This is a genomic window from Giesbergeria sinuosa, from assembly GCF_042652905.1.
Lineage (GTDB): Bacteria > Pseudomonadota > Gammaproteobacteria > Burkholderiales > Burkholderiaceae_C > Simplicispira > Simplicispira sinuosa.
Genome location: NZ_JBHSHJ010000004.1, coordinates 207,460 through 230,514, shown reverse-complemented (window position 1 = coordinate 230,514; position 23,055 = coordinate 207,460). Strand labels below are relative to the sequence as shown.

Here is a 23,055-nt window from a genome sequence, read left to right as displayed (position 1 = left end):
ACGCCTCCACCACGCCCCAAAAAAGCCCACAGGCGCATGCACCCGTGGGCCTCTATCTCACAAGGCAACTATCGGCTTAGGCCTTGCGCAGCAGTGCCTTGAGCACGTTCTGCAAACGGCGGGCGCTGGTGGCCTCGCTGGCACTGGCCAACACTGTGGCTACATCACGGCCCCAGGTTTCAGTGGGTGCTGGATCGTTGCGGCGCGTGAGCAATTGCAATTGCAACATACGCCGTGCCGACAACTGCTCTGCCGGAGTCGGCACTTCAGCAGCCATTTCTAGGCGCAGCAAAGATTGGGCAGCATCCCCTGTAGCAGCCTTACCCAAAGCCTGTGTCCATGCCGTGCGCACAGCGGGTGCCACCCGCCCACCCAGTTCTTGGGCAGAGGGCAACAGAGCCGGATCACGCTTTTCCCAAGCGGTAAGCAGCTGGGTCAAGGCTTCGCCATGTGCTTGGGCAGCCAACTTCTTCAGTGCCTGTTGGGCATGCTCCATGGCTTCACGCTGGGCGCGGAAGGCCGCATCACCCAAACGGGGGCCACGGTCTTCGAAGGCGGGAGCCCGATCAGCAAAACGACCCCCACGCGCATCTGGACGAACTCCATCACGGCCTGGACGGGCATCGCGGCGATCACCACCTGGTTTGCCATTACGGCCCACAGGGGCGGCAGCGGGGGCGTCTTTTTTCATACCGGGGCGGTCATCACCACGGACAGCCACCACCGGACGGCTGGCCGCCTTGGGGGCAGCCGTGGCAGCCTCTTCTGGCACGGCCTGCACATCGGCCGCCGTAGCGTCTGGGGTAGCTGCTGTCTCTGCTGCTGGTGCGGCTGTCCCTTGGTCGCTGGCCTGTGCCGCAGCATCTGCACGGGCTTGGGCCTGACCACGCAATGCTGCCTCCAATGCAGTCATGGCTTGGCGAATTTGCTGTGCATCGCCACTGGCATTGGCCGCTTCCAACGCTTTGGCAGCATCTACGACGGCACGGTCACGGGCGCTCAATTCGGTAGCCTGCTTTTCACGATCTGCCGTCTTGCGCTGGAAAGCATCGTCAATGGGTTTACGGAAGGTATCCCACAGCTTTTGCTCCTGCTTACGGTCCAAGGGCACGCCTTGGGCTTCGGCTTGCCAACGTTGTTGCAAGGCACGGATGGCATCAATGCGCAATGTTGGGGCAGCGCCCAACACCGTGGCTTCTTCAATCATGGCCTGACGGCGCAGAATGCTGGCCTTTTGTGCGGCCTCCAGTGGTGCCGCGGCTGCCGTGATTGCCTGCTTCCAAAGCGGTTGCAGCTCGGCAAAGAGCTTTTCACCCACATGACCACTGGCACGCCAGCGGTCGGCAAACTGGTACAGCGCGCGATTGACTGCTTTCCAGTCGGAAGAGGCGGCAGGGCTGGCAGCCCAAGCTTTGAGTTCCTCAATCAACGCCAACCGTTGGGCTTTATGTTCTGCTGCTTCAGCCCGAATCTTGTCTAACCACGCCTCCACGACCTTGTGCGCTGCATTGCAGGCCTCGTCAAATTTCTTCCACAGTGCGTGGTTGGGGGCACCGCCTTGGTCCGTTTTTTTCCATTGCTCGCGCAATTGGCGCAGACTTTCCTGAATCTTTCGGCCACCCAAAGACTGACCGTCGGGACGCTGGAGTAAGGCTTCGGCCTTAGTCACCAACTCTTCACGCACCTGATCAGCACTCCACCGCTGCCAGCCTTCGAGTTCACCCGCAGCCACCAATGCGCTATGCACCTGCTGCTCCAAGGCAGCATCAATGTGTTTGCCGTGGTCTTTCAGTACCGCACGCAAGGCAGCCGCAGCACCTGCGCTGGCTTTGCCATGTCCTTCTGCAGTTTCTTGCTCCAACTTGGCCAGGGCATCGCGAACCGACTGCACCGCCTTGGCGACCACTTCGGGAGCAACCTTGGGTTTAGCGACACGGGCCGGACGCTCGGCAACGGCCTCAGTGGGCAGGCCACGCGCAACACGCAATTCATCGGCCCAAACGGGCACAGGTGGCAGGGGAGCGGCGGCATCTTCTGCTGCTGCTACGGCCTGGGCCAAAGCGGGCTGGAAGGCATCCCACACGACCAGCAACTGGCCACGAGAGGCATCCAACAGGGCTGGAAAACGCGCCTCAACACTGACCCAGTTTGGGTCTCCGGCCAAGGCCTGCGCCTGATCCTGCCAATGTTGCACATCGGCACGCAACACCTCCAGTGCAGCCTGTGCATCACGCCAAGATTTGGTAGACAGCACCTCGATGCGCTGGGCTAACAGCACAGCGGCCTCACGCTGCACCTGCACACGGTGCTGCAAATCCTCAATCACCTTGATACGCTCAGCCAGTTGCACTTTCAGCAGCGACAGTGGCTCGCGCGACAGTGGAGCACCGGCCTTGGCCGCATCCCGCTGCCAAGCCAAGGCATCGGCAATATTGAGTTTGACCGCAGCCAACAACGCGTTGGCCTTGTCAGCCCATTCGGCAGCGATGGCTTCTTGGTTCTTAGCCCGGCGCAACTCATCAATGCGTTCGCGCACGGCGCGCGCCGCGCCCTTGTCACGGCCGCTCAGCTCTTTGAACACTTCTTGCAATTGTTCGGGGGTGGGCTGGGTAGAGAGCCACTCGCGGATACGCGCAGCACGCTCGCCCGACGTTGCCGCCGAAAAAGCCCCACCAGTGAGACCATCCAAGGGATGCGCTTCAGGGGTCTTGGCAGGGGCCGGATGGTTTTCGGGAGCGTCGGACATTTTATTGCGTGAAAGAAAAGAAAGCATGGATTGTGGAAGAAACGACCACCCGAGACGTATCTCGGGCAGCAATAGCGGACAAACTGCGGATCAGCATACTGACCCATGTCGAAGAAGGCGCTATTTTGACCGGGATTTGGCCTGACACCTACCCCATTGGATCAATGAACTGCCAAGCCCAGCTTGGCCTGCGGCTTCCAGTCGGCATCGGCACCTATGGTTTCTGGTGCCCCCAAAAATAAACGCGACAGAGGCAAATCACGCGAAGCCAGATAGTCACGCACCATCACCGCACGGGCCAGCGCCAGCTCACGCATGGCATCGTCAGGCACCGGAATACTATCCAACAGCACCGCTTCCATTTGTGCCAAAGGCACATCCTTGGTCATGCCGATCAGGTTGCGCTCTTTCTTCAAATCGGCCCGACGGTACACCTCTTTAAGCAGGACGGGATATTCTTCGGCACTCACCGCCTCCACTGTATCAACGTCCTGTCCGGCCCGCACCGCCACGCGGCGTTTGTGCGCCAACACCAACTGTTGCAGTTTGTCGCGCTGCCAAGCTTGGCGTTCTGCGGGGGCACTGGCCTGCCCCACCACGGTCATATTCAACGATGGCCGGTCTTTCATGGCCTGAGCCAACTTGTCTAGACTTTGACGGGCCACCGCATCCAGTTGTGCCGTGCCTGGTGTAAAGGCCACCACGCCCTGTTCAGCGCCACCACCCAAGATGCCTGCCAGCAAAGAGAATGGGGCGGTCACTGCTTTGACGATCAGATTTCCAACCACCTTCAAAATCACCGATCCGAGTCTAAATTCTGGGTCGTTGAGTGAGCCACTGATAGGCAAATCCACATCAATCACCCCATTGCGGTCGGCCAACAGGGCCACTGCCAAACGCACAGGCAGGCTGGCCGGTGCGCCCTCTATCGGGTCGCCAAACTTTAACTGGTGCAACACCAGCTTGTTGCCTGCCGTCAATTGCCCGTTGGGTTGCACTTGGTAGCTCACATCCATACTGAGCTTGCCACGTTCAATGCCATGCCCTGCATATTTGATGGTGTAAGGCGATAAGGGGGGCAGCTCCAAATCGCGCATCTGGCCCCGAATATCCAACGCCAAAGGCTGTGCCAATGGATTGAGCTGACCCGTGATGTCCAGCGATGCCGTTCCTTGTGCACGGCCCCGCAATTCCAAATCCGCCATGAGTGGAGGCATCCCCGGCACCGCTGGCACCGAAGAAAATGCACTGAGGCGCCCAGCCAATCCACTCAAGTCGGCAGAGTAGTTCGGTTTGATGAAGTGGTCGGAAAAGTCTACCCGCCCTCCTGTCAATGTGATCGGGCCAATGCGTACGATGGGGGCCGGGGCGGCCTGTCCAGCAGCCATGCTGGCCGGTGTTGTGGCCTCCCCTGTAGGGGCAGCAACAGGGATTGGTGCGGCTTTGCGCCAATCCTGCAAGTTGAGACGCCCATCTTCCTGCACCACCACACGGGCAAAAAAGTCCATCAGTGCCGTTTCGCGCACGTCCAGTTGCAAAGCCTGACCAGGCACCATGGCCATAGAAATGCCCCGCACAGCCAGCGATTTCCAGTTCAGTAACTCCTCTGCACGCCCCAGCATCGGCAAATCGGGTGAGGCGCTGTCACCCACATCCTGGCGAGAGACCACAGTGCGTACACGCACATCGTCCAGGGCGGCATCGCCCTCTACCCTGAGCTGAGGGCCAGCAGGCAACTGGGCATAGGCCACCTGCCCCTGAAAGCTGCCATCGGCCCGACGAATGTCCACATTCAGATCCTTAGTGACATAAGGCTCGAAGGCATGCAACGGCAATTGGTGCGCCCGCACCTTGCCTTGAACGGCCAAGGGGGCTAAGCCCACCGTCCCATCGTATTCCAGTCGACCTGGATCGGTACGCCCCGCCCCAACCCGAGCCGATACACTCAATGCCGATGGGGGTGTGTTGGAAGCCAATGGCGCAAAATCTTTGAGCTGCACTTGCAGCCCTGACACCAGCAAAGCCACCGGAGAGGCCACAAACCCGTCACGAAAGGCCACTGTGCCACCATGCAGTGCCAAATCAGCCCAGCGCAACGACCAAGGAAGTGGCGCCTCCCCCGCCTTGGTCGCAGTGGCAGGTTGTGGCTCATTGGCAGGCAACCAGCGTTCAAACATCCACTGCCCCTCACTGTCACGCTCCACCAACAAACGTGGCTGGGTCAGGGCCATGCTCTGCACCGTCACAGATCGCTTGGCCAGATGCACTTGTGCGCCTTCTATGCGAAGTTTCTTCAGCTCGGCCAGTGTGTTCTGACCACGTAAGGCCAATCCAGAGGCCACGGCTGGCACACACTTGGCATTGGGCGCACAAGCGAGTTCCAAGCCATCAATGTTCAGTTGTGCCACCTGAGCCACCAGCGCCGGATCATCCCAAGCCAAGCCCAGATCGGCATTGAGCATGCCCTCCAAACGAGGCACCAACGATTGCGCCAAATACGGCCTGCCCCAACCTAAGGGAAGTGCCTGCACCGACAACGCCACCTTGGCTTTTTGATGGGTGGCTTGTCCCTCAAAGGCCAGTGTTGCTGGCCCCCGACTATCATCAGGGGCCACCAGTTGCATCTGTCCAGCAAACTGCACGGGGTGCTCTAAGGGCCAGCGGAGATTGCTGGCCTGCAAGCCCAGCTCCTGCAACCTGAGACGTGCAGGCGTTGGCAGGGTTTCGTCTTGCCAGTCCAGTTGTGCGTGCTGCACAGTAATTTGGTTGACGTCCAGACGCCAGTCACTGCCTGTAGGGGCTTGGTCATCGGGTGATGTAGGTGTCACCGTGGTGGTGGTTGGAGACGGTGCCCCTCCACCCGCCCAGTTCAGGTGCCCCTGACGATGGCGGCGCACATGAACATGAGGCGCATCGATCTGCACCGATTGCAACTGCACACGGCGCTCCAGTGGACGCACATCCTCTAACTCCAACGTCAACGCAGCCACTGACAATAGTTCACTGGCGGCCACATCGGTCAATTGCAATTCACGCGCCCCCACACGACCACTCAGACGCAGCACAGGCGTCTGGGCTTGCGCAAAATGCACACGCAAATCGGCATCCAACAATGCCGACTGCAAACGCACAGGCAAACTGGCAGGCAAATAGCCCAAATAGGGTTTGAGATCCAACCCCGACCAATGCAAGCGAATATCCGCTTGGCGTTGCTGTGCAAATGGCGTCGCCTCGGCACTGGAGCTAAAAGGGCTACCGTTGAGCTCAAAAGCCAAATGCGGCTGCACTTTGATCTCGCGCTCAGTAGGCAAATTGCTCAGCAAGGGAAGCTGCAATTGCAAATGGCGCAGTGCATGGGTGCTGCCCACGGTCTGATCCTGAAAATGCACTTCCCCACCACGCAACACGATGTTGTAGAGGGCGAACACCATCGGCTCACTGTGGTCAGGCTCCTGCTGTCTTGCAGCCTCAAGCCGGGCCATGATGTCATCAATGTCATAACGCCCCGGTGCCTGTTGGGTCAGATGCAACACTGGCGCATCTACCTCCAGAGCATCAAGCACAGGCGCCAAATACCACAACGACTGCCATTGCGCATCCAGATAGAAACGCTGCACTTGCAGTAAGGGCCGGTCTGAAGCGGTACCGGCAATCTGTATGTCCCGCACCGTCAGCTCCAGACTCCAAGGACGAAAGTCGATCTGGCCAATTTGCACCGTACGCCCCAGGCGCTCAGTGCCCATCTTTTCTCCCAGACTGCGCAGCACCGATGGCAACACCAACCAGCCCAACAGCCAAAGCACCATCCAGCCAGCGAGCACGACAAGCCCCCAGCGCACCCAGGACTTGTGACGAAGAGAAGAAATTTGCATAACGAGATTTTGCGGGATATCCACTCTGCACGCTCAGCGGGAGCCACAGAATTCCCCTCAATTCATAACTTTAAAGTATTAAATGTAAAATCGTTAGTATTGACTTGCTATTTAACCCAATCCTAGAATCGCCTCAGCCTCACAGCAGGCCAGTACCAACCCAACCGCTGCCGAATCCGGCTAAGTCAGTTCCGTGCGTTCTTTCGGGCACCTTGCCCCAGCACGAACTTGATGGCGTACCAATCCAGGCGAGATCTCCTGACTTTGCGGTGCCTCACAAGGGCACCCGATGTCCAGGCCCCCGCCGCCGAGAAAGGAAAGCTATGACAGCGTCAGGAAAATGGGTCTCCGGTGTGCATACCTTTGCCACCGATGTGATCACAGGATTTCTTGCCATCACCCGCAACAGTTTTGCCCTTGTTGGGCTGCTCGTTGTTTTTACCACCGCTACCTTGGTGGCACGCCCCGACCTGCGCCAAGCAGGAGAGGAACAACTGATAGGCTGGTTACAGGCCCGGCAGGAAGCCCTGCTGGGGCCAATCGAGCCAGAACCTGAGCCCAGCGACCGCACACTGGCCGTCAACCCCAAAGACTTGCCCAAAGAGCAGGCCAAAGTGGCCTACTGGCTGAGCAAGAAATACCGCGTTGCCCCAGAACCGCTGGGCCTGTTGGTGGCAGAAGCCTATGCGACTGGCACACGGGTTCAATTAGATCCCACCCTGATTCTGGCCATCATGGCAGTGGAATCGAGCTTCAACCCCTTTGCCCAAAGTTCCGTGGGAGCGCAAGGCCTGATGCAGGTCATGACCCGCGTACACACCGATAAATATGAGCGTGTGGGCGGCAAACTGGCCGCATTTGATCCTGTGACCAACCTGCGCGTAGGCGTCAAAGTGCTGATGGACTGCATCACCCGCACCGGCTCCGTCGAAGGCGGCTTGGGCTGTTATGTGGGTGCCGCCGACATGGCCGATGATGGGGGTTATGCTGCCAAAGTGCTAGCCGAACATGCCCGTCTGCGACAAGTAGCCGGTCAGCGCAAAGCCCCCACATCCCCCTTCCCACTCTTGGCCGAGCGCAAGCCCGACAACAAGACAACCACAGCCACCCCACCTGCCGAAGCGGCTGCACCAGCCAACACCACAGAAAAGGTGGCGCTGCTGTCGGGCCTTTGAAGCAAGACAGCCATCTGCACTGTCAGCTACACTAACCAAGCACGCGACTGGCGATAGGCATAGCATCTCCAACTGCAAGATGCTGTTGCTGACGTGGAAACTGACCAAACCTTGGCGGTGAAACCACTGGGAAGCGTGCCGCCAGGGGTCTGTCAGACCCTTGGTGATTCCGCCGTTCGCCTGGGCAGCCCTTGCTTCAAGGGACTCCAATTCACAGGACTGCCACACACCATGTACCAACGCAATATCCTTGTCGAGCAAACCGACCCCGAGCTTTACGCTGCCATTCAGGCCGAGAATCAGCGCCAAGAAGAGCACATTGAGCTGATCGCCAGCGAAAACTATGCCTCGCCCGCCGTCATGGCCGCACAAGGCTCACAACTGACCAACAAATACGCCGAAGGCTATCCTGGCAAGCGTTATTACGGTGGCTGCGAATATGTCGATATCGCCGAGCAGTTGGCCATTGACCGCATCAAACAAATTTTTGGCGCAGAAGCAGCCAATGTGCAGCCCCATTGCGGCGCTTCTGCCAACGAGGCCGTGTTCTTGGCCTTTGTCAAGCCAGGTGACACCATCATGGGCATGAGCTTGGCCGAAGGCGGCCACCTCACCCACGGTATGCCCCTGAATATGTCGGGCAAATGGTTCAACGTGGTCAGCTACGGCCTTGACGCCAACGAGGCCATCGACTACGACGCCATGGAGCGCAAGGCCCACGAAACCAAGCCCAAACTCATCATTGCTGGCGCATCGGCCTACAGCCTGCGCATCGACTTTGAACGCTTTGCCAAAGTAGCCAAAGATGTGGGTGCCATCTTCATGGTAGACATGGCCCACTATGCGGGTCTGATTGCTGCTGGTGTCTACCCCAACCCCGTGCCATTTGCCGATGTGGTCACCTCCACTACGCACAAGAGCCTGCGCGGCCCCCGTGGCGGCATCATCCTGATGAAGGCCGAGCACGAAAAAGCCATCAACAGCGCCATCTTCCCCGGCCTGCAAGGTGGCCCGCTGATGCACGTTATTGCAGCCAAAGCCGTAGCGTTCAAAGAGGCGCTGCAACCTGAGTTCAAAACCTACCAACAACAGGTGGTCAAGAACGCGCAAATCATTGCCGAAACCCTGACCCAGCGCGGCCTGCGCATCGTCAGTGGCGGCACCGAAAGCCATGTCATGCTGGTGGACTTGCGTGCCAAGGGCATCACTGGCAAGGAAGCCGAGGCCGTGTTGGGTGCTGCCCACATGACCATCAACAAGAATGCCATTCCCAACGACCCTGAAAAGCCCATGGTCACCAGCGGGATCCGTGTGGGTACTCCTGCAATGACCACCCGTGGCTTTAAGGATGAGGAAGCACGCATCACCGCCAACCTGATTGCCGATGTGCTGGACAACCCGCGTGACGAAGCCAACATTGCAGCGGTGCGCGCCAAGGTCAACGCCTTGACCGCACGCTTCCCGGTGTACCGTTAAGCCGGTTTAATGCGATGAAATGCCCCTTTTGCAGCCACCAAGAGACGCAAGTCGTTGAAACCAGGGTGTCTGAAGAAGGGGACGTCGTTCGCCGCAGGCGGCGTTGCAGCGCCTGCGAGAAACGGTTCACCACCTATGAGCGCCCAGAGGTGAGCTTTCCGGTGGTTGTCAAAAAGGATGGCCGTCGCACCGAATACACCCGTGCCAAGCTGCTAGGATCGTTCAACATTGCGCTGCGCAAACGCCCAGTCAGCACAGCACAAATTGACACCGCCATCGAGGGCATTGAAGAGACCCTGCTCAATTTGGGCCAACGCGAAGTGCCCTCCAGCCGCATCGGCGAGCTGGTGATGCGGGCACTCCAAAAGCTCGACAAGGTTGCCTATATCCGCTACGCCAGCGTTTACCGCAGCTTTGAAGACATCAACGACTTCAAAACCTTGGTAGACGAAGTGCGTCAGTAAGCCAGTGGCTGCACATGTAGCCCAGCGTCAACGCCGTACGAGCACATCGGTGCGCTTGATGCGGTCTGGCATTGGTGGCTGCACCATGCCCTGCGCACCAAAATAGCCTTCCAGCGCATCCACATCCAACATCCCCCCCAGCACGTCACGACCTTGGGTGAATACGGGGTAGCGATCCCCCCCTTGGGCCAAGAAACTGCTAACCACCACCCGATAGTCTTGCGCCTCCTCCATCGCTTGTCCATGCAATGTCATTGCCATAACACGGGCACCAGGTGGTTTTGATAGGTCATAGCGGTAGCTAAAACCGCTGGACACCGACAACACACGGCTGCGCTGTGATGGCTGTGCCAATGGATCAAACTGCTGCTCCAGCAAAGTGCGAATTTGTGCGCCCGTCAGGGTTTGCACCACCAAATGATTACCAAACGGCTGCACCGCGAAAAGCTGTCCATAACGTACTTGCCCTTGCACATCGGGCAGCAAATCCGCCCGCAGCCCACCCGCATGCATCAAAGATATTTGGGCACCACCAGCATCGGGGGACTGGGTGGCCCAGAGCTGGGCATCGGCCACCAAGTTGCCCAAGGCACTCTCACCAGAGGGTGCTGTCTGGCGGGTCACTGTGCCCAACAATCGCCCCACGGGTTTGTCGATCCACGGGGCAGCAGCCACCCGGTAGCGATCCAACACCGCTTGCACCCCCACATCGGGCACATAGCTGGGATACAACGGTGAAGGCATGATTTTGCCTGCACTGCTCTCGTAACCGCCGTTCTGCACGGCCACATTGCGAGCACTCTTGTGTACCAAACGCCGCGTCGCCAAATCAAAGCGCAGCACAATGTCTGTGACCCACATACCGTAAGCCCCAGCACTGGTGAGCAAAAAAGGTTTAGCCGGGTTGATGCTGGCGTAATCGCAAACATAGGCTTGGTGGGTATGACCAGAAATGACCACATCAATGGCCGAGCTCAGTCGCTCCAATATCGGCACGATATCGCCACGCAGACCGGCACAACTGGTCTCTACGGCACTGGCCGTGGTGGCACCGCCTTCGTGCAAAGCCAGCACCACCATATCGGCCCCATTTGCCCGCAAACGCGCCGCTTGGGCATTGGCGCTCTCGGCCTCATCCGCAAACTGCAAACCACGCACACCAGCGGGCGAGACCACCTTGGGGGCTGCTTGCAAGGTCACGCCAATAAAGCCCACCGTCACGGTGTGATCGCCTTGTGTAAATCGCTTAATGGCAGTGGCAGGCAATGGCGACTCACCACGGCCCTCCGGCACGATATTAGCCGCCAGAAACTGAAAACGAGCCCCGGCAAAGGCTGGATTGAGCTGGCACGGCTGGCGGGCCGTATAACGCGCACAGCCCCCATTTTGCAAACGCAATAATTCCAGCCACCCTCGATCAAGTTCATGGTTGCCCACCGCGCTGACATCCACCTGCATCTGGTTCAGGGCTTCTATGGTTGGCTCATCCAAAAACAGCGCCGACATCATCGGCGAGGCACCTACCACATCGCCTGCTGCCACCACTGCATGGTGGGGCGTGCGGGCCTTCAGTGCCGCCACCGTGCCTGCCAGATAGGCCAAGCCGCCCACGGGCACGGTGATAGTGCCTTGGGCCTTGTGGGTGCTGGGCAGCACCACAGACTGGCGTGGTGGCTCTAACTGCCCATGCAGATCATTGAAGCCCAGCAGGGCAATCTCCATGTGCGGGGACGGTGGTGCGGCTACCCCAGCACACCCAGCCAGCACCAGCGCACCCACCAGCCCCGGCAGCCGCAACAGCATAGCGATCAGATGGCCGCAGGAATCGGCGGCACCGCCTGCACAACATCGCCACACTGAGCACGATGGCGCAAGGCGTGATCCATGAGCACCAGCGCCAACAAAGCCTCCGCAATGGGTGCAGCACGAATGCCCACGCACGGATCATGGCGGCCCTTGGTGCTCACCTCGACTGGCTTGCCGTGGATATCGATAGAATCGCGCGGGCTCAGAATGGAACTGGTTGGCTTGATGGCAATCGATACTTCAATATCTTGCCCAGTGCTGATGCCCCCCAAAATTCCACCCGAGTGGTTGCTGGCAAAGCCCTCTGGCGTGAGCGAGTCGCCATGCACAGTGCCGCGCTGGGCAACGCTGGCAAAACCAGCCCCAATCTCTACCCCCTTAACGGCATTCAGGCCCATCATGGCGTAGGCGATATCGGCATCGAGCTTATCAAACAGAGGTTCGCCTAAACCCACCGGCACACCTTGGGCCTGCACGCGGATGCGCGCGCCACAAGAGTCTCCCGCCTTGCGCAAGGCATCCATGTAGCTCTCATAGGCTGCAACATTGGCTACCGGGGCAAAAAATGGGTTGTGCGGCACATGCTCCCAGCTCTCGAATGGGATGGGCAGTTCGCCCAGTTGCGTCATGCAAGCGCGAAACTGGGTACCAAATTTTTCGGCCAGCCACTTTTTGGCTACAGCACCAGCAGCCACCGTAGGCGCCGTCAGGCGGGCCGAAGAACGACCACCGCCGCGCGGATCACGAATGCCATATTTGTACCAATAGGTGTAATCGGCATGGCCGGGGCGGAAGGTTTGCAAAATATCGCCATAGTCTTTGCTGCGTTGGTCGGTATTGCGAATCAGCAAAGCAATGGGCGTGCCGGTGGTATAGCCTTCATACACCCCCGAGAGAATTTCGACCGCGTCAGGTTCGTTGCGCTGCGTGACATGGCGACTGGTGCCGGGGCGGCGCCGATCTAGATCCAGCTGAATATCTGCCTCACTCAGGGCCATGCCTGGCGGGCAGCCATCAATCACGCAGCCAATGGCCGGGCCGTGGGACTCACCAAAATTGGTGACGGTAAAAAGGGTTCCGAAGGTATTGCCACTCATGGAGAAGGATTATCCCAGAGCCACAGCCCCAACCGGCCATTCCTCTCAAGCACCAGCGGCGGCTTGGGCTTTGTCCTCATCGGGCCAATCACGGATGTAGGCTTTGAGCATTTGGTTCTCAAAGTTCTGACTGTCTACCACCGCTTTAGCCACATCGTAGAAACTGATGACACCCATCAGCATCCGACTGTCCATCACCGGCATATAGCGGGCATGGCGATCGAGCATCATGCGTCGCACCTCATCCATATCGGTTTCCATCGTGCAGGTCAGGGGGGCATCGTCCATAGCGGCACGCACCCGCAGGGTGCCAACACTGCCATCGTTTTTGACCAAGCTCTGGATAATTTCGCGGAAAGTGAGCATACCCACCAGATCACCATGCTCCATGACGACCAAAGAGCCAATGTCCCGCTCCGACATGATCTGAATAGCTTCGGACAGATGCCGGGAGGGATCGACGGTGTAGAGGGTGTTGCCCTTGACGCGCAGGATGTCGCTAACTTTCATGATGTGTAAGGTGCCCAATCAACGGGTTGCTGGTATTGGGCGAATATAGCCCACAAAGCCTTTCTTTCGGGGCAGAACACAGGGCTTTATCAAAAACCTGCCAAATGTCCAGGGTCTACCCAAGCATCAAACTGCTCGGCGGTCAGATAGCCCAGCGCAATGCCTGCCTCGCGCAAGCTGGTGTGTTCGGTGTAGGCCTTGCGGGCAATTTCAGCCACTTTCTCCTCTGCGAGATGGGGACGAAGCGCAGCTACCAGCACCAACGAGCGACTGAGCAGCTCAGCAATATGGCTACGCTGTGGCTCGATACCGACCACACAATGGTCATGAAAGCTCTGCATACCTTGGGCCAGCAAACGCACACTTTGCAGAAAATTGTGAATCACCACAGGCCGAAACGCATTGAGCTGAAAGTTACCCGAAGCGCCGCCGATGTTGATCGTCACATCGTTGCCCAACACCTGACAGCACAACATCATCAGTGCCTCGCACTGCGTGGGGTTGGCCTTTCCGGGCAAGATAAAAGCTCCAGACTCATTTTCTGGAATCGTGATCTCGCCCAAACCAGCACGCGGACCACTGGCCATCCAACGAATATCGTTGGCAATCTTCATCAAACTGGTCGCCAAAGTCTTGAGAGCACCATGGGCATGCACCAAAGCATCGCAAGAGGCCAAGGCCTCAAACTTGTTCGGGGCGGTCACCAGCGGCAGCCCCGTCAAGTCGGCCAGCTCTTGGGCCACCTCCGGAGCATAGTCGGGCAGGGCATGTAAACCTGTACCAACCACCGTGCCACCCAAGGCCAATTCACACAGGTGGGGCAAAGCATCGCGCACATGCTGCTCTGCTTGCTGCAACTGCGCCGCCCAACCCGAAATCTCTTGACCCAAGGTCAAAGGAGCCGCATCCTGCAGATGCGTACGGCCCAGCTTGACCAAGTCTGCAAAAGCCTGTGCCTTGTCGGTCAAGGTACTGCGCAGGCATTGCAGTGCGGGCAACAAACACCGCAACAACACCTCGACAGCCGCAACGTGCATGGCCGTGGGAAACACGTCATTGCTGGCCTGCCCCAGGTTCACATCCTCATAGGGATGTATCCAGCGCCCCTGCCCACAGGGGCCGCCCAACAATTCGCTGGCCCGGTTGGCAAGCACTTCATTCACGTTCATGTGGGTCTGGGTGCCAGAGCCACTCTGCCACACCGACAGTGGAAACTCATCCGCATGCTCACCATTGATCAGCTCATCGGCTGCGGCAATGATGGCGGTAGCCTTGGCAGCTTGCAAACGCCCTTGGGCATGGTTGACATAGGCACAGGCGCGCTTGATTTGTGCCAGCGCCCGCAGCAACTCCGGTGCCATGCGCTCTTCAGAAATAGCGAAATGCACCAAAGCACGCTGGGTCTGGGCTCCCCAAAGCCGCTGTGCTGGCACCTCGATAGGGCCGAGGGTATCGAATTCGGTGCGTGTAGAAGTGGAAGATTCTGTCGTCATGGCCTAGCTCCTGCATCCGACACGCATGTGAGAAAAAGAAAACGGCGGATGGACAGGCCACAGCATACCGCTAGCGCAGTCCTGGGCTAGCGACAGCACAACGCAAGCCTGGCCGGGGGATAATCCACGCTTCGAAAACGGACTACTCCCCACCCTCGACGCCATGAGCACCACCACTATCCGCCAACAAGACCTGATCGATTCCATCGCTGCTGCGCTGCAATACATCAGCTACTACCACCCCAGCGACTACATCGAGCATCTGGCACGCGCCTACGAGCGTGAACAAAGCCCTGCCGCCAAAGACGCAATGGCCCAAATTTTGACCAACAGCAAAATGAGTGCCACAGGCCACCGGCCCATCTGCCAAGACACTGGCATCGTCAATGTGTTTTTGAAAGTGGGTATGGACGTGCGCTGGGACGGCTTTACCGGCAGCTTGGACGACGCCATCAACGAAGGCGTGCGCCAAGGGTACAACCACCCTGACAATACCCTGCGCGCTAGCGTGGTAGCCGACCCTCTGTTTGCCCGCAAAAACACCAAAGACAACACGCCCGCCGTGATCTTTACTGAAATCGTGCCAGGCAACACCGTGGACATCACCGTAGCAGCCAAAGGCGGCGGCTCGGAAAACAAGTCCAAAATGATCATGATGAACCCCAGCGACAACTTGGTGGACTGGGTGCTCAAAACCGTCCCCACCATGGGTGCCGGCTGGTGCCCACCGGGTATGTTGGGCATTGGCATTGGTGGCACGGCCGAAAAAGCCGTGCTGCTGGCCAAAGAGAGCCTGATGGACGACCTGAACATGTACGAGCTGCAAGCCAAAGCTGCCAGCGGTGCCGCTTTGGACGATGTGGAAAAGCTGCGTCTGGAGCTGTTTGAGAAGGTCAACGCCTTGGGCATTGGCGCCCAAGGCTTGGGCGGCCTGACCACCGTGTTGGATATCAAAATCAAGATGTATCCCACCCACGCGGCCTCCAAGCCCGTAGCCATGATTCCCAACTGCGCCGCCACACGCCACGCCCACTTTGTCATGGATGGCTCGGGCCCGGTGTACCTCGACCCACCCAGCCTCGACCTGTGGCCCAAAATCGACTGGGAACCCGACTACAACAAGAGCAAAAAGGTCAACCTTGATACCCTGACCAAAGAAGAAGTAGCCAGCTGGAAGCCCGGCGATACCCTGCTGCTCAACGGCAAAATGCTCACCGGCCGCGATGCCGCACACAAGCGCATCCAAGATATGCTGGCCAAGGGTGAAAAGCTGCCAGTCGATTTCACCAACCGCGTGATCTATTACGTTGGCCCGGTCGATCCTGTGCGTGACGAAGCCGTTGGCCCCGCTGGCCCTACCACGGCCACGCGCATGGACAAGTTCACCGACATGATGCTGGAAAAAACCGGCCTGATCGCCATGATCGGCAAAGCCGAGCGCGGCCCGGTCGCTATCGAAAGCATCAAAAACCACCAAAGTGCCTACCTCATGGCCGTGGGCGGTGCAGCCTACCTCGTCTCCAAAGCCATCAAAACGGCCAAAGTGGTCGGCTTTGAAGACTTGGGCATGGAAGCGATTTACGAATTCGATGTGGTCGATATGCCTGTAACAGTGGCAGTGGATGCTGGTGGCACCAGTGCCCACATCACCGGCCCTGCCGAATGGGAAAAACGCATTGCCACAGGCGAGTTCAAGGGCATTGGAGTCACTGCAGCCTAAACCTGCACTAGCCCTCTCTGTATGCCAAGAAAGCCGCCTTTGGGCGGTTTTCTTTTGGCCCACTCCATGCCTGCGCATTGTGTCACGGGTATAAGGGGGCACTGTTTTCCTACAATCGGGCCTTGATCTTTGTCCATCCGGCCGTTTTGCACCATGCCACTCCCATCCTCCCCCATTGGTGTTTTTGATAGTGGTGTGGGAGGACTGAGCGTGCTCCAAGCCCTGCGGGCCGAATTGCCACATGAGCGATTTGTCTATCTGGCCGACAGTGCCTATGCACCCTATGGAGAACGGGGTAACGCTTTTGTCACGGCACGCAGCCGTGCGATTGCTGATTACCTATGCCAACAACACCAGATCAAAGCACTGGTGGTGGCCTGCAACACTGCTACGGCTGCGGCCATTGATGAACTGCGCATGCAGTATCCAGACCTCCCCCTCGTCGGTTTAGAGCCTGCACTCAAACCCGCTGTGGCCCAAAGCCAGACCAAACGCATCGGGGTAATAGGCACCCGTGGCACGTTGGGCAGCACCCGCTTTGGCAAACTACTGGCCTCTCTGCAAGGGCAAGCCGATTTTGTCTTGCAAGCCTGCGATGGGTTGGCCCATGCAATCGAATGCAGCACCCTGCACACCGTGTCAGAAAACAACCCTGGCCACACAGCTACCCGTGCCTTGTGCGCACGCTACACCCAAGCCCTGGGTAATTTTGGTCATCGACCAGGGGAGATAGACAGCCTCGTACTGGGCTGCACACACTATCTGTTTGCACAGGACGATTTCCGGGCATTGCTAGGCCCAGAGATACGGCTGATTGCCACTGGAGAGCCTGTAGCCCGCCAAACCCGGCGCCTGTTGCAAGCGGCAGGCACCTTATGCGATGAAGGCACACCGTCTGCCAGCCAGACTCCCGTGCAGTTGTACACCACGGGCACCCTATCGGCACTGCAAACAGCAGCCATGCGCTGGCTACAAGTGCCAGCCACTTGGTGCCAAACCATCACACTACCCCACAACTAAAACGCCTATTCCATCCCCAGCGGCCCGGTGGTTTGCCACAGCCGCATTCCAGATTTCTCTAGATGGGTTAAATACAAGCGCAGATCCAGTTCGTATTGGTGGTAAGCAGGCTCCATGTACTCGCACAGTTGGTAGAACGCTTTGTTGTGCTCACGTTCGCGCAGATGTGCCAGTTCATGCACCACAATCATGCGCAAAAACTCGTCAGGCACCTGCTTGAACATGGCCGCAATGCGAATCTCGTGCTTAGCCGCTAAGCGCCCTCCCTGCACCCGAGAGACTGTGGTATGCAGCCCCAGTGCATGGCGTACCACATGAATTTTGCTGTCAAACACCACCTTGTTGACCACCTCTGCATTGCGCAGATAACGACTCTTTAAGGCGCTAGCGTAGTGGTATAAAGCCTTGTCGGTACGCACTACATGTGCCTGTGGATATTTGCGCTGCAATAGCGCAGCCAAGCCACCATCCTGCGCCATCACAGCCGCTACTTGTTGACGCAAGGCTTCAGGATAAGCCTGCAAATAGGGAAAGTCTTTGAGGGGCGAAGCTGCTGCTGGCACCCCATGACCAACCAAGGCCACTGCTCAGTGCAAATGGCGGGGCCGACGGCCACCCCCATGACCGCCCCCCGAACCACCACGGGGGGGCTTGCTGATTTCTAGCGAGTCCACCAAAGCATCGAACCGCTGGGTAAACAACTTGTCAATCTCTGTCACTACCCCACCCAACTCGGCGCCATCAAAATGGCGCTCCATCATGTGAACCACATCCCGCACCAACAAATCACGCTGGACTTGCATAATGGCTGCGGGCGTTGGCCCCACAAATAGCATCAAAAAGTCGTCGCGAGACTCGGTGCCATCATCCTCTTCGTCTTCGTCAAAATCGGTGTCGTAGAACGTGACCTCAATGGGAGCGCCCTGCTCGGCCAGCTCATTGAGGCCCATACACATCTCGTCCAAGGATTGACGGAAATCATCATTTCCGCGCACCGTCCAGCACATGCGCAACACATGGTCTTGGGCATCAAACTTGATGCCTGGCTCCTCTTCATAGGAACTGCTTGCCCCAGCAGCCAAAGAGCGCGCCCCAGCATAGTGCCACAAGGGCTTGAGCGCCTCTTGCAACTGTGCATATTGAACATCGGGGCGCAGCAACACCTCGCCATGCACATGGATTTCAAAGGGAGCGTTGTAATTTGACATGATTGAATCGTAATGGTGCCCCGAGCCGGAATCGAACCGGCACGCCCCTTTTCAGGAAGCGGCGGATTTTAAGTCCGCAGTGTCTACCAATTTCACCATCGGGGCATGGGCGCTGTGTACACGGTTTTACCACAGCGTAACCCGGCCTTCACGCCAAGGCAATAACCAAAACAAAAGGGAAGCGGTTGCTTCCCTTTTATTCTAATTTGGAGCGGGATAAGAGGCTCGAACTCTCGACCTATACCTTGGCAAGGTATCGCTCTACCAACTGAGCTAATCCCGCAGAGTCACCACAATTTTGTGGTTTCTGATTATACCAGAGCTTTTACAAGCTCTAAATTTGGAGGCGCGGTCCGGAGTCGAACCGGACTAACCGGATTTGCAATCCGGGGCATAACCGCTTTGCTACCGCGCCTTACTGTCCGAATACAAAAGGGAAGCGGTCGCTTCCCTTTTATTCTAATTTGGAGCGGGATAAGAGACTCGAACTCTCGACCTATACCTTGGCAAGGTATCGCTCTACCAACTGAGCTAATCCCGCATACTGCAACAACCTAACGATTGCTGCAATCTCGCTATTGTAGCGTAGTTTTTGTGTTTGGCGCAAGTTTTAGTGTTTCACCGGCACTTTTCTGGTTTTTGCTGGGACAGGAGCCGCGACGGTGGCAGCTACCGCACTAGTGGTTGCTTTGGATGCAGCAGCCACCTGTGCCTGCACTTGCTCCCCGGTCAGTGGTACGGGCTGGCGCTCAAGGGCAATTTCTAGCACCTTATCAATCCATTTGACGGGCACAATCTCCAAGCCACTTTTGACGTTGTCTGGAATTTCTTGCAAATCCTTGATGTTTTCCTCAGGGATCAGCACCGTCTTGATGCCACCACGCAAGGCAGCCAACAGTTTTTCTTTCAGACCGCCAATGGCCGTGACTTCACCGCGCAAGGTGATTTCGCCCGTCATGGCTACATCACCACGCACAGGGATGCCCGTGAGCGCCGAGACAAAGGCTGTGGTCATGGCGGCACCAGCACTGGGGCCATCTTTGGGGGTCGCACCATCAGGCACATGGATATGGACATCTTTCTTTTCAAAAGCCTCATCCAAAATACCCAGTGCATGGGCACGGCTGCGCACCACGGTGCGCGCCGTCTCGACCGATTCCTTCATCACATCGCCCAGCGAGCCGGTGCGGGTAATCACACCCTTGCCGGGCATGGTGGCCGCCTCAATGGTCAGCAAATCGCCGCCCACCTCTGTCCAAGCCAAACCAACGACTTGACCGACTTGGTTTTGTTGCTCGGCACGGCCATAACTGTATTTGCGTACGCCCAGATAGTCGGACAGATTGTCACCGCCCACCACCACCGGGGCTTGTAACTGCTGGAGCTGCAAGCCTTTAATGACCTTGCGGCAGATTTTGGATAGTTCACGCTCTAACGAGCGCACGCCAGCTTCGCGGGTGTAATAGCGCACGATGTCGCGTACGGCTGACTCCTCAATGCGCAGTTCTTCGGCCTTGACGCCATTGTTGCCAAACTGCTTGGGAATCAGGTATTTGGTCGCAATGTTGGTTTTCTCATCCTCGGTGTAACCCGACAGGCGAATAACCTCCATACGGTCAAGCAGGGCAGGAGGAATGTTCATCGAGTTCGAGGTGGCAACAAACATCACATCGCTCAAGTCGAAATCGACCTCCACATAGTGGTCGGCAAATTTGCTGTTTTGCTCTGGGTCGAGCACTTCAAGCAAGGCGCTGGATGGATCACCCCGAAAATCGGTACCCAGTTTGTCGATCTCATCGAGCAAAAACAGTGGGTTGCGCGCACCAGCCTTGTTCAGACTCTGCAACACTTTGCCCGGCATGGCACCAATGTAGGTGCGGCGGTGGCCGCGAATCTCTGCCTCATCGCGCATGCCCCCCAAGGCCATACGCACATACTTGCGCCCAGTGGCCTTGGCAATAGATTGCCCCAACGAGGTCTTGCCCACGCCAGGCGGCCCGACCAAACACAAAATGGGAGCCTTCACCTTGTCCACGCGCTGCTGCACGGCAAGGTATTCCAAAATACGGTCTTTAACTTTGTCAAGGCCGTAATGGTCTTCATTGAGCACAGTTTCGGCATGGCCCAAGTCGTGCTTGACCTTAGTCTTTTTGCTCCAAGGCAGGCCTACTAAAACGTCGATATAGTTGCGCACCACAGTGGCTTCTGCCGACATGGGCGACATGAGCTTGAGTTTTTTCAGCTCGTTCTCGGCTTTTTTGCGCGCCTCCAGCGGCATCTTGGCCAAGCGGATTTTTTTGTCCAGTTCTTCTAGATCAGCGCCCTCTTCGCCTTCACCCAGTTCTTTTTGGATGGCCTTGACCTGCTCGTTCAGATAAAAATCACGTTGATTTTTTTCCATCTGGCGCTTCACGCGGCCTCGGATTTTTTTATCAACGTTGAGGATATCGACTTCACGGTCAAGCTGCTCAAACAGGTTCTCAAGCCGATCTTTGATGTCGGACAGGTCTAGCACCGCCTGTTTGTTTTCCAACTTGAGCGGCAGATGGGCGGCAATCGTATCGACCAAGCGACCTGGGTCTTCAATGCTGGAGATGGACGTCAGGATCTCTGGGGGAATTTTCTTGTTCAGTTTGACGTATTGGTCAAACTGTTGCATCACCGCACGACGCAAAGCCTCGATCTCGCTGGGTTTACCTGCTGTCAGCTCCAACTCCACCGGTAGGACGGTGGCAGAGAAGTGGGTCTGCACATCTTAAATCTCTTTGACCAGTGCGCGCTGCTGGCCCTCAACCAGCACCTTCACGGTGCCATCGGGCAGCTTGAGCATTTGCAAGATGGTGGAGATGCAGCCCACATCAAACATATCGCCCACCGATGGCTCATCTTTGGCGGCTGCTTTCTGTGCCACCAGCATGATGCGCCGGTCGGCCTCCATCGCCAGCTCCAAAGCCTTGATGCTTTTGGGCCTACCGACAAACAGCGGTATGACCATATGGGGAAAAACGACCACATCGCGCAAAGGCAACAGTGGCAGATCAACGGGGGTAGCGGGCAAGGGGGTGTGTCCGGACATGGGAATTCTCATGAAACTGGATGGAAGATGGCCCACAGACAGGGGTTTTCAACCCACCAGCGTAGCAATACCTGTAGAAGAACGCTGGCCTGCCCTGAACCGGGCAAGGCCATCAAAGATCAGGCTTGCTTGGCGGCTTCGCGGTAGACCAGCAGCGGGGGCTTACTTTCTTCGATCGTGGATTCTTCCACCACCACCTTTTCCACGTTGTTCATGGTGGGAAGATCGAACATGGTGCCAATCAAGGCCTGCTCCAAAATGGAGCGCAGACCGCGCGCACCTGTCTTGCGTGCCAGCGCCTTGCGAGCGATAGATTTGAGCGCAGTGGGCCGAATTTCCAGCTCAGCCCCTTCCATCGCCAACAGTTTGCTGTACTGCTTGACCAATGCATTTTTGGGCTCGGTCAGGATTTGTACCAATGCGTCTTCGCTGAGTTCAGCCAGCGCCGTCACTACGGGCATCCGCCCCACCAGTTCAGGAATCAGGCCGAACTTGATCAAATCTTCAGGTTCGATCTCGGTGAACACATCGGACAAAGATCGCTGCTTCTTGCTACGCACAGCCGCACCAAAGCCAATACCAGAAGCTTCCGTACGGTTTTCGATCACTTTTTCCAGACCTGCAAAGGCACCACCACAAATGAACAGGATATTGGTGGTATCAATTTGCAGAAAATCTTGGTTGGGGTGCTTGCGCCCACCTTGGGGCGGGACGCTAGCCATCGTGCCTTCAATGAGCTTGAGCAGCGCCTGCTGCACGCCTTCACCAGAGACATCACGGGTGATGGAGGGGTTGTCGGCCTTGCGCGAAATTTTGTCAATTTCATCGATGTAGACAATGCCACGTTGGGCACGCTCAACATCGTAATTGCAGCTTTGCAACAGCTTTGCCACGATGTTTTCTACGTCTTCGCCCACGTAACCCGCTTCGGTCAGGGTCGTGGCATCGGCCATCACAAAGGGCACATCCAACATCCGGGCCAGTGTCTGGGCGAGCAGGGTTTTGCCCGAGCCAGTAGGGCCAATCAGCAAGATGTTGCTCTTGGACAGCTCCACATCGTCTTTGTGGGCCTTGTCTTTGTGGCGCAAACGCTTGTAATGGTTGTACACCGCCACCGACAGGGTGCGCTTGGCCATCTCTTGGCCGATCACATAGCTGTCGAGGTTGGCTTTGATCTCTGCGGGGGTGGGCAGATCACCGCGTGCATCACGGCCAGCATCGGCGGGCAACTCGTCACGGATGATTTCATTGCACAGGTCGATGCACTCATCGCAGATGAAAACCGACGGGCCGGCAATCAGCTTCTTTACCTCGTGCTGGCTTTTGCCACAGAAAGAGCAGTAAAGGGTTTTTTCGCTGGGAGAGCCTTTTTTATCGGCCATGGGAAGAATG

General features: G+C 57.5%; 14 protein-coding genes, 4 tRNA genes, 1 pseudogene and 1 riboswitch. Of the genes and pseudogenes, 5 read left to right on the top strand and 14 right to left on the bottom strand.

Going from position 1 to position 23,055, the window contains the following annotated elements:
- Positions 1–76: 76 nt before the first annotated feature.
- Together ACFO6X_RS07635 and ACFO6X_RS07630 are read right to left on the bottom strand one after the other, a co-directional pair.
- Positions 77–2,746, bottom strand: a complete 2,670-nt coding sequence (locus ACFO6X_RS07635) for a DUF349 domain-containing protein (protein WP_382431654.1) — start codon at positions 2,744–2,746, stop codon at positions 77–79.
- Positions 2,747–2,907: 161 nt separating this feature from the next.
- Positions 2,908–6,618, bottom strand: a complete 3,711-nt coding sequence (locus ACFO6X_RS07630) for a DUF748 domain-containing protein (RefSeq protein WP_382431652.1) — start codon at positions 6,616–6,618, stop codon at positions 2,908–2,910.
- Between the two features lie 323 nt (positions 6,619–6,941).
- Between ACFO6X_RS07630 and ACFO6X_RS07625 the strand changes: the two genes are divergently transcribed.
- The 3 genes from ACFO6X_RS07625 to nrdR all read left to right on the top strand — a co-directional run bounded on the left by ACFO6X_RS07625 (position 6,942) and on the right by nrdR (position 9,733).
- A complete protein-coding gene (locus ACFO6X_RS07625) occupies positions 6,942–7,793 on the top strand; it encodes a lytic transglycosylase domain-containing protein (protein WP_382431650.1) in 852 nt (283 codons plus the stop codon).
- 33 nt (positions 7,794–7,826) lie between these two features.
- A riboswitch (ZMP/ZTP riboswitch) is annotated at positions 7,827–7,986 on the top strand.
- 38 nt (positions 7,987–8,024) lie between these two features.
- The gene (glyA, locus tag ACFO6X_RS07620; protein WP_382431648.1) at positions 8,025–9,269 is read left to right on the top strand and encodes a serine hydroxymethyltransferase; all 1,245 of its coding nucleotides are present in this window, start codon (positions 8,025–8,027) and stop codon (positions 9,267–9,269) included.
- Between the two features lie 14 nt (positions 9,270–9,283).
- Entirely contained in the window at positions 9,284–9,733 is a 450-nt protein-coding gene (gene nrdR / locus ACFO6X_RS07615) for a transcriptional regulator NrdR (protein WP_382431646.1), read from the top strand.
- A gap of 27 nt (positions 9,734–9,760) precedes the next feature.
- Here the strand turns inward: nrdR and ACFO6X_RS07610 are convergent, their stop codons facing one another.
- The 4 genes from ACFO6X_RS07610 to fumC all read right to left on the bottom strand — a co-directional run bounded on the left by ACFO6X_RS07610 (position 9,761) and on the right by fumC (position 14,639).
- Entirely contained in the window at positions 9,761–11,536 is a 1,776-nt protein-coding gene (locus tag ACFO6X_RS07610) for a bifunctional metallophosphatase/5'-nucleotidase (RefSeq protein ID WP_382431644.1), read from the bottom strand.
- Between the two features lie 5 nt (positions 11,537–11,541).
- Complete coding sequence (gene aroC / locus ACFO6X_RS07605; RefSeq protein WP_382431642.1) at positions 11,542–12,636, bottom strand: chorismate synthase; 1,095 nt, start codon at positions 12,634–12,636, stop codon at positions 11,542–11,544.
- A 45-nt stretch (positions 12,637–12,681) separates the two neighbouring features.
- A complete protein-coding gene (locus tag ACFO6X_RS07600) occupies positions 12,682–13,146 on the bottom strand; it encodes a CBS domain-containing protein (RefSeq protein WP_382431640.1) in 465 nt (154 codons plus the stop codon).
- A gap of 89 nt (positions 13,147–13,235) precedes the next feature.
- Positions 13,236–14,639 (bottom strand): class II fumarate hydratase, encoded by a 1,404-nt coding sequence (fumC, locus tag ACFO6X_RS07595; RefSeq protein ID WP_382431638.1) that lies wholly within the window; start codon positions 14,637–14,639, stop codon positions 13,236–13,238.
- Positions 14,640–14,802: 163 nt separating this feature from the next.
- On the opposite strand from fumC, the gene ACFO6X_RS07590 reads away from it, so the two are divergent.
- Complete coding sequence (locus ACFO6X_RS07590; protein WP_382431636.1) at positions 14,803–16,359, top strand: fumarate hydratase; 1,557 nt, start codon at positions 14,803–14,805, stop codon at positions 16,357–16,359.
- A gap of 153 nt (positions 16,360–16,512) precedes the next feature.
- Positions 16,513–17,379 carry a glutamate racemase gene (gene murI / locus ACFO6X_RS07585; protein WP_382431634.1) on the top strand — a complete coding sequence of 289 codons (867 nt, stop codon included), beginning with the start codon at positions 16,513–16,515 and terminating at the stop codon, positions 17,377–17,379.
- A 5-nt stretch (positions 17,380–17,384) separates the two neighbouring features.
- On the opposite strand, the gene ACFO6X_RS07580 is transcribed toward murI, so the two are convergent.
- The 8 genes and pseudogenes from ACFO6X_RS07580 to clpX all read right to left on the bottom strand — a co-directional run bounded on the left by ACFO6X_RS07580 (position 17,385) and on the right by clpX (position 23,045).
- Positions 17,385–17,858, bottom strand: a complete 474-nt coding sequence (locus ACFO6X_RS07580; protein ID WP_382431787.1) for a M48 metallopeptidase family protein — start codon at positions 17,856–17,858, stop codon at positions 17,385–17,387.
- A gap of 108 nt (positions 17,859–17,966) precedes the next feature.
- A complete protein-coding gene (locus ACFO6X_RS07575; RefSeq protein WP_382431632.1) occupies positions 17,967–18,587 on the bottom strand; it encodes a DUF6806 family protein in 621 nt (206 codons plus the stop codon).
- Positions 18,588–18,600: 13 nt separating this feature from the next.
- Positions 18,601–18,692: transfer RNA gene (locus tag ACFO6X_RS07570), tRNA-Leu, on the bottom strand.
- Positions 18,693–18,794: 102 nt separating this feature from the next.
- A tRNA-Gly gene (locus ACFO6X_RS07565) sits at positions 18,795–18,870 on the bottom strand.
- Between the two features lie 58 nt (positions 18,871–18,928).
- Positions 18,929–19,002, bottom strand: a tRNA-Cys gene (locus tag ACFO6X_RS07560).
- A gap of 50 nt (positions 19,003–19,052) precedes the next feature.
- Positions 19,053–19,128 (bottom strand) — tRNA-Gly (locus tag ACFO6X_RS07555).
- Between the two features lie 69 nt (positions 19,129–19,197).
- A pseudogene (gene lon, locus ACFO6X_RS07550) lies at positions 19,198–21,663 on the bottom strand (endopeptidase La).
- 119 nt (positions 21,664–21,782) lie between these two features.
- On the bottom strand, positions 21,783–23,045 hold the full coding sequence (clpX, locus tag ACFO6X_RS07545; RefSeq protein WP_382431630.1) for an ATP-dependent Clp protease ATP-binding subunit ClpX: 1,263 nt from the start codon (positions 23,043–23,045) through the stop codon (positions 21,783–21,785).
- Positions 23,046–23,055: the final 10 nt, after the last annotated feature.

Bases quoted from the DNA above. Each gene is read 5' to 3' on its own strand.
- ACFO6X_RS07635 (WP_382431654.1), bottom strand. From the start codon at position 2,746: ATGTCCGACGCTCCCGAAAACCATCCGGCCCCTGCCAAGACCCCTGAA.
- ACFO6X_RS07630 (WP_382431652.1), bottom strand. From the start codon at position 6,618: ATGCAAATTTCTTCTCTTCGTCACAAGTCCTGGGTGCGCTGGGGGCTT.
- ACFO6X_RS07625 (WP_382431650.1), top strand. From the start codon at position 6,942: ATGACAGCGTCAGGAAAATGGGTCTCCGGTGTGCATACCTTTGCCACC.
- glyA (WP_382431648.1), top strand. From the start codon at position 8,025: ATGTACCAACGCAATATCCTTGTCGAGCAAACCGACCCCGAGCTTTAC.
- nrdR (WP_382431646.1), top strand. From the start codon at position 9,284: ATGAAATGCCCCTTTTGCAGCCACCAAGAGACGCAAGTCGTTGAAACC.
- ACFO6X_RS07610 (WP_382431644.1), bottom strand. From the start codon at position 11,536: ATGCTGTTGCGGCTGCCGGGGCTGGTGGGTGCGCTGGTGCTGGCTGGG.
- aroC (WP_382431642.1), bottom strand. From the start codon at position 12,636: ATGAGTGGCAATACCTTCGGAACCCTTTTTACCGTCACCAATTTTGGT.
- ACFO6X_RS07600 (WP_382431640.1), bottom strand. From the start codon at position 13,146: ATGAAAGTTAGCGACATCCTGCGCGTCAAGGGCAACACCCTCTACACC.
- fumC (WP_382431638.1), bottom strand. From the start codon at position 14,639: ATGACGACAGAATCTTCCACTTCTACACGCACCGAATTCGATACCCTC.
- ACFO6X_RS07590 (WP_382431636.1), top strand. From the start codon at position 14,803: ATGAGCACCACCACTATCCGCCAACAAGACCTGATCGATTCCATCGCT.
- murI (WP_382431634.1), top strand. From the start codon at position 16,513: ATGCCACTCCCATCCTCCCCCATTGGTGTTTTTGATAGTGGTGTGGGA.
- ACFO6X_RS07580 (WP_382431787.1), bottom strand. From the start codon at position 17,858: ATGGCGCAGGATGGTGGCTTGGCTGCGCTATTGCAGCGCAAATATCCA.
- ACFO6X_RS07575 (WP_382431632.1), bottom strand. From the start codon at position 18,587: ATGTCAAATTACAACGCTCCCTTTGAAATCCATGTGCATGGCGAGGTG.
- clpX (WP_382431630.1), bottom strand. From the start codon at position 23,045: ATGGCCGATAAAAAAGGCTCTCCCAGCGAAAAAACCCTTTACTGCTCT.